Raw genomic sequence first — 13,039 nt, 5'->3', positions numbered from 1 at the left:
TCCCTTTCACTGACTAAAAATGGCGTTATCACTTTCAGTTCTTAAGAAATGTTTTTCACTAATAACGGTATTTACTAGTCGTCCCACTCCTTCAATTTCAGTAATGACTTCATCTCCTTCCTTTGTATCAACTAAGCCCTCAGGCGTACCAGTAAGGATAATGTCGTTTTTATTTAATGTCATAAAACTACTTAAATACTCAATTAATTGCGGAATACTAAAAATCATATCTTTCGTAGTGCCTTCCTGCGTAACTTTTCCATTTACATAAGTACGCAATGTAAGATTCATAGGATCTTCAATATCTTTTGCATCGACTAGCCATGGACCGATTGGTGTACAAGTATCTCTATTCTTTACTTTTAAGTTCGGACGATAATAGTTTTCTAAATAATCACGGATGGCATAGTCATTTGCAACGGTATATCCTGCTACATAATCATAAGCATCTTCTCGTTTAATGTTAGTCCCGGAACGCCCAATGACAACTGCAAGTTCACATTCATAATGCATATTGGTAGCCTCAGTCGGTCGGTAAGTCTGACCTCGATGACCAATAAAAGTATTAGGACCTTTTAGAAAAACTAAAGGTTCTGTTGGTGCTTCAAAAGCAAGTTCCTTTGCATGATCTGCATAATTTAGTCCTAAAGCAAAAACGGTTCTAGGTTGGACAGGCGGTAGCCAGACCACTTCCTCCTCAGAAACAATTTGTCCATTATCTAGTTTCAGGTGACCATCATTTGTTTCAATTGCGTGATGAATGACATCCTGAAATACTACACGTGCATGTTTCATACTAATCCGCTCCTTTACAAAACAATGAGATTCTCATTTAACTGTATTTTCTAAATAACCGATTCCATCGATTTCAATTCGTACCCGGTCTCCCTCTTTAACAAGCGGGGGATTTTCAGGTACCCCAACCAGTAAAACATCTCCCTCATACAGCGTCATAAATTCAGAAATTTCAGAAATCAATTGCGCTACAGGACGAATTAAATTGGCCGTTGTATTCTTTTGTTTTAATTCATCGTTAACGAATACAGTAATCGTCAACTTATTAGGGTCAGAGATTGCATCGCGTTCAATAATCCATGGACCTACAGGGCAAAAGTTATCTCTTACTTTTTGTTTAATAGCTGGTCGATAAAAATTCTCATGTGGAATACTCACATCATTTACAATGGTGTATCCTAATACATGATCTAAAGCTTTTTCCTCTGTTACACGAGTAGCATTTTTCCCCATGACAATGCCTAATGAGGCACCTACTTGCAGATGAGATGTATCCTCGGGTAATGGAATTGAAGATTTAAATCCAGTAATGGTGTTCACCGGTTTTATATATAAGACAGGCGCTTTGGGAGGCTGTTTATAAGGTTCTTTAGTTAACGATGAACCTAATGCCTTAAGCTCGCCACTATAATTTAACAAAGCCCCATATACTGTACCCGAAATTGGCGCATCCAAAGAGGACTGCTCTACTGTTAAATTTCTATCACCGAAAATAATTGTATTGCTTTGAGGATCTACTTCCACTTCTTTTGTATGAAGGGCTTCTCTAAATTTAATAATTGCCTTACTCATAACTATTCACTCCTATCATAAACTCGTAAATTCATCTGATGATTACTTAATCACTAATGATTAACTACACCTTTAACATCATTACCTATATTTGACTTAACGATAATTTCTGGAAAATTATCCTCTACATTTTTTGACTTACGGGCCCCTATTAATGTACCAATATAGCAGCCTAAGAAACCTAACGGAATAGAAAGAATTCCTGGTGATGCAAGAGGGAAAATAGGATTACCAGTAAATAAGGCTACACCTGGTTCTGGATTCCAAACATTTGGACTTAACATAACCAGACCAATCGTGCTAATTAATCCTATAAGCATCCCAAAGATTGCTCCAGTTTTGTTGAATTTCCTCCAAAAAATAGTTAATAAAATAACTGGTAAATTCGAACTCGCTGCTAATGTTAAAGCGATTGATGCTACAAAGGCAACATTAAAATTTTGAAGAAATAGTGATAAGGTAATGGCGATACCAGTGATGACAATCGATGCAAGACGTACCATAAACATTTGCTGCTTTTCGGTTGCTTTCCCGTCTTTTAAAATTTCGTTATAAAAGTCATGGGAAAATGCTGTTGCTCCCGTAACCACAATTCCAGCAACAACTGCGAGAATAGTAGCAAAAGAAACCGCAGAAATGAAAGCAAACATAAAATCTCCGCCAATAAACTTTGCTAATAATGGCGCTGCCATATTCCCTGCTGGGTTAGCCTCTATAATATTCGAAGTTCCAACTAGTTTTGCTGCTCCAAACCCAAGGAAAATGACCATAATATGGAACAGACCCATGATCCACATAAGCCAAACAACTGACTTTCTGGCAACCTGAGCATTAGGTACAGTTAAAAAGCGAACTAATACATGTGGTAGACCCGCTGTCCCAAGAATGAGCCCAAGTGTTAAAGAAGCTGCATCCCAACCGTTTTTATATTTTAAACCAGGATTTAAGAAATCAATTCCAAAAGGAGTGGCTGTTTTCATATCAGTAAAAATGCCAATAAAATTAAAATTAAATTTCCACATAACCATTACAAACATAATAAAGGTTCCACCTACTAAAAGAACGGCTTTAATAATTTGAACCCAGCTTGTTGCGGTCATTCCTCCAAACAAAACAAAAGCTAACATAGCAACACCAACAATAAGGACTGAAGTATTATACGGAATACCTAATAATAATTTGAATAAAGCTCCTGCAGCAACAAGCTGTGCAAGCATATAAAAAACGGAGATGATTATTGTATTGAAGGCAGTTACACCTCGTACTTGTTTAAACTTAAATCGAGCAGTAATCATATCACCTAACGTATATTTCCCAAGATTCCTTAATGGTTCTGCAACTAAAAATAAAATGACTAAAAAAGAAACAAGAGCACCGTACATGAGGAAAAATCCGTCATATCCCGTTAAAGAAAAGGCTCCAATTAACCCCAAAAAGGTAGATGCAGACATAAAGTCTCCGGCTAAAGCAAGACCATTTTGCCTAGCAGTCAGACCACCTCCAGCTGTGTAGAAAGAACCTGCCGTTTTTGTTTTTTTGGAAGCATAGTACGTAATGAAAAGTACCCCTATTGACATGAGTACAAAAAGAAGAATAATATCCCATCCCATATGTCTACAGCCCCTCCTTTACTATGATTTGCTTTACCTTTTCGTCAAATTCAGCAGACTTCTTTACATAAACACTGCATACCGCAAATGACATAAAGATAATTGAAATACCGTAAATCCACGCCAACGTGATGTCTCCTATTACTTGGACATTTAATATATTTGTAAACAAGGCTAGGAATGGTAAAGCTAGGGAATAAGCCAAATAAAACATTGTATATGGAATAATAAACTTTTTCTTATATAAAAGTAGTTGTTTAAAATCCTCCGAAGTGGAAATTTTATCATAATCTATTTGTTTGTTGTCTTGTTGTTCGATGTCTTTTTTTACACTACTCTGTTCTTTTACTAGCTCCAAATTGATAGCACCACTTTCCTAATCATTTAATAGGGTTCTTAAATGCTTCTAATTCTTCGATCTTTAATTTCTATTAAAAACCACTAGTTTTAGCTCTGTCATTTCCTCTACAGCATATTTTATTCCTTCTCTTCCAACTCCACTTTCCTTCACACCTCCATAAGGCATGTTATCTACACGAAACGTTGGAATGTCATTAATCATTACGCCTCCAACATGAAGGTTTTCAGCTGCAGTTAACGCTGTATGAACATTATCCGTGTAGATTCCCGCTTGGAGACCATATCGTGAATCATTTACTTGCTCAATGGCTTCCTCTACTGCTTGAACTTTATTGATGATAACAATTGGAGCAAACACTTCTTGACATGAAACTTTTAAAGAAGACTCTGCATTTAATAATACCGTTGGCAATAGAATATTCCCTTTTGCGATTCCGCCAGTTGCTACTTCCGCTCCATGTTGTTCCGCCTCATGAATCCAATCTAAAGTACGTTCCACATCTCCTTTTGAAATAAGCGCTGAAACGTCCGTACTTGGATCTAAAGGGTCACCCATTTTGAGTTGTTGAGTTGCTTCAACGAATTTTTGCACAAATGTTTCGTACAAACTTTCATGAATATAAATTCGTTGTAATGATATACATACTTGACCTTGGAAAGAAAAGGCTCCCTTCACACAACGATTAATAATTGAATCAATATCGATCCCTTTATCAATAATAACGGCTGCATTTGAACCCAGTTCTAATGTCACGCGCTTCAGTCCTGCTTTGTTTCGAATACCAATCCCAACAGCTGGGCTTCCCGTAAATGTAATAGCTGCAATTCTATCATCGGTCACGATTTTATCCCCCACGACTCTTCCGCTTCCAGTAATAACATTAAGAGCTCCATTAGGTAAACCAGCCTCCTGTAACAACTCTGCTAAAAAGAAAGAAGATAGTGGAGTTTGACTTGCTGGTTTTAATACAATTGTATTTCCTGCGGCAATGGCAGGACCTACTTTATGGGCGACTAAATTCATCGGGAAATTAAATGGAGTAATCGCTCCAATAACCCCAATAGGTTCACGCACCGTATATGCTACTCGTTTTTCTCCACCAGGTGCAGCATCCAATGGAAGTGTTTCTCCATGAATTCGCTTTGCTTCTTCAGCTGCAAACTTATACGTTTGTATTGTCCGTTTCACTTCATCGATTGCAGTAGCAATTGGTTTAGCTGCCTCTAGAGCGATTATTTCTGCAGCTTCATCTAAACGCTTCTCAAACAAAGCTACCAAACGTTCCAAAATAGCTGCACGTTCGTGAGCTGGCATTTTCGCCATTACTGTTTTTGCACGAACTGCAGCTTCAATTGCCTCATTCACTTCTTTTTCATTAGCCTTAGGAATATATGCAATAACATCTCCAGAGTATGGAGATGTTAGAGATGCATGTTCAGTGGCTTCTTTCCATTGACCATCAATGTATAAGTTTTTCTTTCTTGCTTGCACTTTTAAATTCATGTTCTACTCCTTTCTGTTATAGCCTACTATTCATTAGATCACTAGCTCATCTTTTTTCATGTATTCATTCATTCCGTATGACTCATTCTGCTTGCCATATTTATAATCTAGCCACTTTACCTTAATCCGCTTCTTGAATGGGTATACAGAACAATCTTTTAATTGTATTAATAATGAAGGGTGTTGCTCATTTATAGATATTTGGTGGCAGGTTCCATCATAATTATTACCATCTATTTCAACTTGAATATGGTAAATACCAGGTTTAGGCATTCGGTATCTCTTTTTTACTATTAATTTAAGAAACTGATGACTTTTGTAAAAAAGGGAGCTTTGATTCACTTCTCCATTAATTTCATAAAAATCGCCAAGGTACATAGGAATCTTTTGCACATGACCTTCATCAAGCAATTTTCGGATTGCTGTTGAACTAATTTTTTCATCATCATGTTGGATCTTTGGAACAGTCGTTACTTCCAAACTTCCGGGATTATACTCTGATAACGTTTTCATATTACCGAGTCCTTTATAGCCATAATGATAATCAAAGCCTGCTACAACATGTATACATCCAAGTTCTATAATGTATTGTTCAACAAAATCGTTAGGAGAAAGACGAGCAAACTCAGGGCTAAACTGAACAACAAATAACTTCTCAACACCCAGCTTTTCAAATCGATCTTCTTTCAAAGGAAGCGGAGTTAAATAAGTCATTGGCTCCATATGAGGAAAGAGTATATCTTTTGGGTGCGGATAAAACGTCATAACACCAAAGGCGCATTGTTTTTGCACAGCAATTTGTTTTGCTGTTTCAAGAATTTTTTGATGACCGATGTGAACTCCATCAAAAAAACCAAGGGCCAAAACACAAGCTTCCGTTTCAGTGAACTTTGGTTTATCAATTGAACTTTTGATAGTAATTGTCTCCATCGTTTGCCCTCTCCTTTTATGTTAAGTTAACTGCGGTGCAGTGAGCTGGCCATATTTTCCTGCAAAGAATGTCAGAGGATTTCCTCCACGAAGGACAATATCTTCTACTTCTCCAAGGAACAGCGTATGGTCACCAGCTACTTGCTTTCCATATACACTGCATACAATATTTGCTAGCGCATCCTTTACTACCGAGATTTCGTTTAGGCGATCAAATTCTGGTTCACGCTTTTCTTTGATCTGACCGGCGAATAACATAGAAACTTCTTGCTGGTCTTCCGATAAAATATTCACCGCAAATTTACCTGAGCGGTTAATTTTATCTAGCATTTTTGCATTTTCTTTAATCGATATTAGTACGAGTTTCGGGTTTAGCGACACTGACATGAAGGCATTTGCTGTCATGCCATGAGGCTCTCCATCAATGTCCGTTGTAATAACTGTTACACCGGTCGCAAATTTACCCATGGCATCTCGAAATGTACGATCATCCATTGAAATTCCTCCATTCGTTTTATTTATCAGGTGTATTGATTAACCATTTTTATACAATCGAAGAGGCTGATTTCCGCTACGGGCTACTCGCTTTGTTGCTGACGCTTCGCTTTCGCACAGAAAACATTTGTTGCTGACGCTTCGCTTTCGCACAGAAAACATTTGTTGCTGACGCTTCGCTTTCGCACAGAAAACATTTGTTGCTGACGCTTCCTCCGCTAAAGGAACGAAGGCTAAGTGCGTCACGTCTTGTGACAATGCCTTCATGACCAACATCGTGTTGGCCTCAGGGTCTCGTCTGTCTCGCTTTCCCGCGGGAGTCGAGTAGCCCTACACTACAGTCAGTTAAAATAGTAATATATTGGATAAGAGGTAACAAAAAACCTTTTTATCGCTCAATAATAAACCTATTTTCCCCTAATCAATACGCCTATTTATTTATATAACAAGTTCTGGTTTGCGCTGTGCAAGGTTTGGTGACTTAGATTGAATTTGTTCATTGGTTTCAATATCTAAAAACGGAGATGTTTCATTAAACCAGCTGTCCGGTGCTTTTGCACCCCATAATGTTTGACGACGTGGGTCATTTAAATCCCATCGAATTGGCTCGAAGTCATTGTCACTTGTTAAGTAATCTCCGTTATACAGCTCAATACGGTATCCATCTGGATCTCTTAAATACAAGAAGAACGCATTGGATAAGCCGTGGCGTGCTGGACCTCTTTCAATGTTCTCTGAATAGCCAAGAGAAGCTAAAACATCGCAGCAGTGAATTAGAGCAAGTGGATCCGGTAACCAGTAGGCAAAGTGATGAAGACGCGGACCATCTCCGTTCATAAAGGCTTGATCATGCACGGTCTGTTTGCGGTGGAGCCACGCAGCCCAGATACTTCCATCTTCTATAGTTGTATATTCAGAACATGCAAAGCCTAGTTCGTTGATAAAGAAGTTGTAAGCTTTTTCTACATCCGGTACAGCACAGTTTACGTGGTCAATCCGCTGAATTCGGGCACCTCTGTATAAGTCGTAGCGCTGAAGTAAGCGCTCTGCTTTTTCAATCTTGCAGAAAAATTCAAGGGGCATCCCTGAAATATCAAGTACATGCAGTGCACGCCCAAGAGCATGCTGAGTACCTTCCTTAAGCCACTTTGTTTTTAAGCCTTTTGATTGAAACAATTCAGCCAGACGGTCAAGATCTTCTTCTTTTTCTACTTTGTAACCGAGTGCGTGTACCCCTAACGTCTCGGACTTTTTAAGAACCAAGCTGTGGTGTGTGTGTTCTTCAAGCCCTCTCAAATAAACACAGTCGTCCTTTGTTTCCGTTTCAATCATGCCGAGCGCTTTTACATAAAAATCTTTTGAACGGTCTAAATCCTTCACATTTATAACAGTTCTGGCAATGCGAATGATATTGAAATCCATACTCCTCATCTCCCTTAGTCGATTAATTAGTTATTTTTAACTAACGCTTCTGATCGATTCAAAAATTCTTTTACACGATCAACATATTCCTGTTTGTCATACCCATTATAAAGCGTACTTGCCATCCTAACTGGATCACCGAAGAAGAAGCGCTCATAAAGTGTTTGTCGTGTACCGAATGAACTTATACATACATCCCATGCCAAACGATAAAGTTTCACACGATCATAAGCATCTCCAGTGGCGGATTGTAAATACTTATCAAGATCCGGACGAATTTCAGAATTGAAGTCTGATTCTGATGGAATCGCCATTAAGCCACTTGCACCCATTAATTGCATAATTTCTGTAAAGCGAGGGTAAATTTTCGGGAAGTAATGACGTGCTACATTTAACGGTGCAAAATCTGGTGTCATAGTTCCCCATCTATCCACTTTTGCATTTGCTTCGGCAGCAACGACATATGCTTTCATCGTTTCAAGTGCAATAATGACCTCAGAGATTTTCTCCTGTATATGTTGGTATTGGCCAATATTAATTGTCTCTGCCATCAATTGAATAATACCAAGTACAAACTCTGTTTTCGCGATATTTTTTGATACAACTTGATGTGTCATATGAACAACCGCATTACTTTCATTGTAGGCCTGGTTGCACACATCAACATCACCAAGGGCAAAAACTCGATTCCACGGAACAACAACATCATCAAACACAACAATGGTATCCATTTCTTCAAAGCGAGATCCTAGCGGATGGTCGAAATGAGACTTACCATAATCAAAAGATTCTCGACAAATAAATTTTAAGCCCGGTGTGTTATTAGGAATAGAAAATGCAAATGCATATGGATTTTCTTCAGCTGATTGTTTTAACAAAGTAGATGGGAATACCATGATTTCATCGGTAATACCACCTTGAGTAGCAAGTAATCTTGCCCCTTTAATAACGACCCCTTCAGATGTTTTCTCTTTAATCCGCGCTGCAATATACGGATCTGGAAGCTGTGCTGAGTTTACTCCCCTATTGACTTGAGGCTGAATCAACGTATGTGTTAAAGATAAATCATTTTCACGGCAATACTCGTAGTAGTTGGTCATGTTTTCGGCATAAATGGAGTCCTGTTTTCCAAACATTTCTGCAGCTGAACCATATGCCATCATCCCGACATTAATGTAATCAGGAGTACGTCCCATCATGCCACCATTATATTTCGCCCATTCTTGCATCATTTTGCGACGTGTCACCAAATCTTCTTTTGTTTTTGGCTGAATAAAAGATGTACCTACCCGTTCACCAGTTGTTGGAGATTCATATGTCATGTAATCCTTTTTGTCTGGATCATGTTGCAAATCGTAAAGTTCTGCCTGTGTTTTCATAACTCCTTTAAAAGCTGGATGTTCAGAAATCTTCCCTTCTACTCGTTTGCCATCAATCCATATATTTGCCTGTGCATTATCAACTCTTTCAATATATTGCTTCCCTGTTTTTGCTGGCATTATTGTTTCCCCCTTAAAAAATAGTGTTTACTTCCCAAATTGCGGAATATGATGGTCACCTATAGCAACATGGATTACCTTTGGTTCTGTATAGAATTCAAACATTGCGTAATGACCACCCTCTCTTCCAATTCCACTATCTTTCATTCCGCCAAATGGAATTCGAAGATCTCGTACGTTTTGAGCGTTAATCCAAAGCATACCTGCTTCAATAGCATCCGCCATACGATGTGCTCGTTTTAAATCTTTTGTCCATACAAAACCAGCTAGTCCGTAAGATACGTCATTTGCCATATGAAGTACTTCTTCATCTGTTTCAAATTCGATTACGGCCATAACGGGACCAAAGATTTCTTCCTGACATACTCTCATGTCATTTTTTGCATTTAATAAGAGTGTCGGTGGTACAAAATTACCTGCCTTTACCTTCTCCGGAACCACTCCCTGAACTACTTCACAACCTTCTTGTTTAGCAATTTCTATATATTTTTTTACTTTGTTGTAGTGACCTTTTTCAATTAGTGGGCCAAGCTCAGTTGATGAATCCATTGGGTCACCGATTTTAATGTTAGCAACACGTGCTTTTAATTTTTCAACAAATTGATCTTTAATATTTTTATGCAAGAATACTCGAGAATTGGATGTGCAACGTTCCCCATTAAAAGAGAAAATTCCCCATATTGCTGCATCTAGAGCTCGTTCAAGATCTGCATCATCAAATACAATTAAAGGTGATTTCCCGCCAAGCTCCATCGATGTTTTCTTTAAAGTATCCGCAGAGTTTTTAATAATAGTGGAACCTGTAGTCGTTTCACCTGTAAATGAAATCGCTTTCACATTTGGGTGAGCAACAAGAGCAGCCCCTGCTGTTTCTCCAAAGCCATGAACGACATTAAAGACTCCATCCGGAACTTTAGCTTTATGAATAATTTCAGCTAATTTATTTGCAGTCAATGGTGAAAGTTCAGCTGGTTTTAGAACAACAGTATTCCCAGTTGCTAATGCAGGCGCTACTTTCCAAGTCTCTAACATGAATGGGGCATTCCATGGAGTAATTAACCCTATAACTCCTAATGGTTTATAAACTGTATAATTAACGAATTCATCATCCATTGGGTAAGATTCGCCATGCAATTTTGTCTCAACCATTCGTGCGTAGAAACGGAAATTTTCTGCAGCACGTGCGGTTTGATTTCTTGTTTGGCTAATTGGCAGACCTGTGTCTAATGATTCTAAGAAAGCAATTTCTTCAATCTCCTCATCGATGAGATCTGCAATTCTATTAATATATTTCATTCTTTCTTTCAATTTCATCTTGCCCCACGGACCATTCTCAAACGCTTCTTTTGCTGAAAGAACAGCTTGATTTATATCCGCTTCACGCCCCTCAGCGATATAGTTGTTTATTTTATTAGTAAATGGATTTTTATTTTCAAAAGAAGCACCTGATTTACTGTCGACAAACTGGCCATTAATATAGAGTTTTATATTTTCTACTTGCATGTGTTCGTGATTTTTTTGAGTCTCAGTTACTTGAACTTGCATGTGATTACACTCCTCATTCTTCTCTTACTCCTATAACAAGGAGTAAGAGAATTTTTTTAGATTTTGAATGATTATTTAGTTACAATCTCATTTGATAAAATGCCATATTGATTTAAAACTTCACGAATTTCGTTTTGAAGTGCCTCAGATGGTAAATCCATTGGTTTACGTAAAACTGGCGTAATTTTACCCATCATGCCCAGCGCTGCTTTTACTGGTCCAGGGTTAGTTTCTTTGAATAACACATCATTTAATGTCATTAATTCATAATGAAGATTTAAAGCTTTTTCAGCGTCGCCTTCCTCCCAAACATTGTGCATTTCTGCTACTTTCGCTGGTGCAACGTTTGCTGTGGCACTAATAGAACCTTTTCCACCGATTGTTAACATGGGGTAGCAAAGAAGTTCAATTCCCGAGAATAGACTAAAATCTCTCCCACAATTTAACAGCACCCGATTGACATGTTCAAAATCTTTATTTGACTCTTTGGCACCAATAATGTTCGGGCAATCTTCAACAAGTCGAGCCATTGTTGTTACTTCCATATTCACCCCTGTTCTTCCAGGAATGTTATATATAATAATTGGAATATCCACGGCATCGGCAATAGCTTTATAGTGTTTATATAATGCTTGCTGGGATGGCTTGTTATAATATGGAACAATGACCATCGCAGCATCTGCTCCTATTTCTTGAGCAGCCTTTGTTAGTCGAAGTGCTTCATTATGATTAACTGATCCCGTTGCTGGTATAAATGGAACTCGTCCGTTAATCGTTTTACTCGCTGTTTCCATCACAAGCTCTCTCTCTTCGATCGTTAGAGAACTAGGTTCCCCAGAAGTCCCGGTTACCGAAATACCATGGCTCCCACTTTCTATTTGCCAGTTAATTAAACTTTTAAATGTCTGTAAATCTAAACTTTCATCTTCCTTGAAAGGTGTAATAACTGGTGCAATCGAACCTTTTATAATTTCTTTAGCTTTTAGAATTCTAGACATTTTATCTTCTCCTTCTATACCTTTTTATGGAATCGTTTTCAAGATTAATGTATCATTAAGTTTGAAATATTTAAAATATTTAAAATGTTTGTAATGCATATAAAATAAATATGCTTTCTAAGGAGGAATTTCATGGATATAAGACAATTGCGATACTTTGCCACTATTGTTGAAGAAGGCCAAATCACTAGAGCAGCAAAGAAATTACATATGGCCCAACCCCCCCTTAGTCAACAGCTAAAAGCGCTGGAGGAAGAACTTAGTACTCGTTTGATAGTACGAAATGGAAAGAATATAGAACTAACAGCAGCAGGAAAAGTTTTGTATAAGAGAGCTACCAATCTTTTAAGTCAGATTGAAGAAACAATTATGGAAGTGAAAGAAGTAGGAGAAGGTCTTAAGGGTACCTTATCAATCGGATCTGTAAAAACATGTTTTTCTTACCTACCTGAACGCATTCGTTTTTTCCGTGAAAAGTATTCAAACGTTACATTTCGCTTATTCGAAGGGGATACCTATCGATTATTACAAGATTTAAGAAATAGGCATATTGAAGTTGCTATAGTCCGGTTACCTTTCGAATCAGAATCAGATGACTTATCCTCACTGCCATTACCTCCGGACCATTTTGTAGCCGTTATCCCTGAGACGTGGAATTATGAAAATACAATAAGACTAGATGAACTTTCAAGTATGCCCCTAATGTTGCTGCAACGTTTTAAGGGCGTTGGTCAATACGAACTGGTTATAGAAGCTTGTAGAAAACATCACTATGAACCAAATATTGTCTGTCAATGTTCAGACGCTGATATGATTATGTCCCTAGTTAGAGAAGGTGTCGGTGCTTCCTTACTTCCAAGGTCTGTCCTACGTTCATTTTCGATGAATGGCCTGAAAATATTGGAGCTTGAAGAACTTAGTATTCAATCAGATTCCGCCGTTATCTGGTTGAAGGATCGTTACCTTTCAAAAAGTGCTGTTAAATTTATTGAAACTTTTAAGAGGGAATACAATTTAAATATTTCACAAGTAGAATGACTCAAATAATTTCATGCTTCTATAAATCATAATGGTGAATCAGTTTTAAAG

The 13,039-nt window shown here is 37.9% G+C and carries 13 protein-coding genes; 1 reads left to right on the top strand and 12 read right to left on the bottom strand.

Going from position 1 to position 13,039, the window contains the following annotated elements; all coding sequences use genetic code 11:
* Positions 1-6: 6 nt before the first annotated feature.
* From ACIQLB_RS06910 to hpaI, 12 genes are all read right to left on the bottom strand, one after another.
* Positions 7-795, bottom strand: a complete 789-nt coding sequence (locus ACIQLB_RS06910; RefSeq protein ID WP_400722803.1) for a fumarylacetoacetate hydrolase family protein — start codon at positions 793-795, stop codon at positions 7-9.
* 33 nt (positions 796-828) lie between these two features.
* Positions 829-1,587: a fumarylacetoacetate hydrolase family protein gene (locus ACIQLB_RS06905; protein WP_400722800.1), complete on the bottom strand. Its 759-nt coding sequence runs from the start codon at positions 1,585-1,587 to the stop codon at positions 829-831.
* A gap of 53 nt (positions 1,588-1,640) precedes the next feature.
* Entirely contained in the window at positions 1,641-3,197 is a 1,557-nt protein-coding gene (locus ACIQLB_RS06900; protein WP_400722797.1) for a solute symporter family protein, read from the bottom strand.
* Positions 3,198-3,201: 4 nt separating this feature from the next.
* Positions 3,202-3,555 carry a DUF485 domain-containing protein gene (locus ACIQLB_RS06895; protein ID WP_400722794.1) on the bottom strand — a complete coding sequence of 118 codons (354 nt, stop codon included), beginning with the start codon at positions 3,553-3,555 and terminating at the stop codon, positions 3,202-3,204.
* 63 nt (positions 3,556-3,618) lie between these two features.
* The gene (locus tag ACIQLB_RS06890; protein ID WP_400722791.1) at positions 3,619-5,061 is read right to left on the bottom strand and encodes an aldehyde dehydrogenase family protein; all 1,443 of its coding nucleotides are present in this window, start codon (positions 5,059-5,061) and stop codon (positions 3,619-3,621) included.
* Positions 5,062-5,094: 33 nt separating this feature from the next.
* Entirely contained in the window at positions 5,095-5,991 is an 897-nt protein-coding gene (locus ACIQLB_RS06885; RefSeq protein ID WP_400722788.1) for a cytidyltransferase, read from the bottom strand.
* 21 nt (positions 5,992-6,012) lie between these two features.
* Positions 6,013-6,486, bottom strand: coding sequence for a flavin reductase family protein (locus tag ACIQLB_RS06880; protein WP_400722785.1), 474 nt, complete (start codon positions 6,484-6,486; stop codon positions 6,013-6,015).
* A 39-nt stretch (positions 6,487-6,525) separates the two neighbouring features.
* Positions 6,526-6,762 carry a hypothetical protein gene (locus ACIQLB_RS06875; RefSeq protein ID WP_400722782.1) on the bottom strand — a complete coding sequence of 79 codons (237 nt, stop codon included), beginning with the start codon at positions 6,760-6,762 and terminating at the stop codon, positions 6,526-6,528.
* A gap of 162 nt (positions 6,763-6,924) precedes the next feature.
* Complete coding sequence (gene hpaD, locus ACIQLB_RS06870) at positions 6,925-7,908, bottom strand: 3,4-dihydroxyphenylacetate 2,3-dioxygenase (protein WP_400723105.1); 984 nt, start codon at positions 7,906-7,908, stop codon at positions 6,925-6,927.
* Positions 7,909-7,934: 26 nt separating this feature from the next.
* The gene (gene hpaB, locus ACIQLB_RS06865; RefSeq protein WP_400722779.1) at positions 7,935-9,407 is read right to left on the bottom strand and encodes a 4-hydroxyphenylacetate 3-monooxygenase, oxygenase component; all 1,473 of its coding nucleotides are present in this window, start codon (positions 9,405-9,407) and stop codon (positions 7,935-7,937) included.
* 27 nt (positions 9,408-9,434) lie between these two features.
* The gene (hpaE, locus tag ACIQLB_RS06860) at positions 9,435-10,952 is read right to left on the bottom strand and encodes a 5-carboxymethyl-2-hydroxymuconate semialdehyde dehydrogenase (protein ID WP_400722776.1); all 1,518 of its coding nucleotides are present in this window, start codon (positions 10,950-10,952) and stop codon (positions 9,435-9,437) included.
* A 71-nt stretch (positions 10,953-11,023) separates the two neighbouring features.
* Positions 11,024-11,950: a 2,4-dihydroxyhept-2-ene-1,7-dioic acid aldolase gene (gene hpaI, locus ACIQLB_RS06855; RefSeq protein ID WP_400722773.1), complete on the bottom strand. Its 927-nt coding sequence runs from the start codon at positions 11,948-11,950 to the stop codon at positions 11,024-11,026.
* Positions 11,951-12,082: 132 nt separating this feature from the next.
* Between hpaI and ACIQLB_RS06850 the strand changes: the two genes are divergently transcribed.
* Positions 12,083-12,988, top strand: coding sequence for a LysR family transcriptional regulator (locus tag ACIQLB_RS06850; RefSeq protein ID WP_400722770.1), 906 nt, complete (start codon positions 12,083-12,085; stop codon positions 12,986-12,988).
* Positions 12,989-13,039: the final 51 nt, after the last annotated feature.

Source organism: Lysinibacillus sp. NPDC092081, from assembly GCF_044755845.1.
Lineage (GTDB): Bacteria > Bacillota > Bacilli > Bacillales_A > Planococcaceae > Lysinibacillus.
The sequence above is the reverse complement of the archived record's forward strand: the minus strand, read 5'-3'. Positions and strand labels throughout refer to the sequence as shown.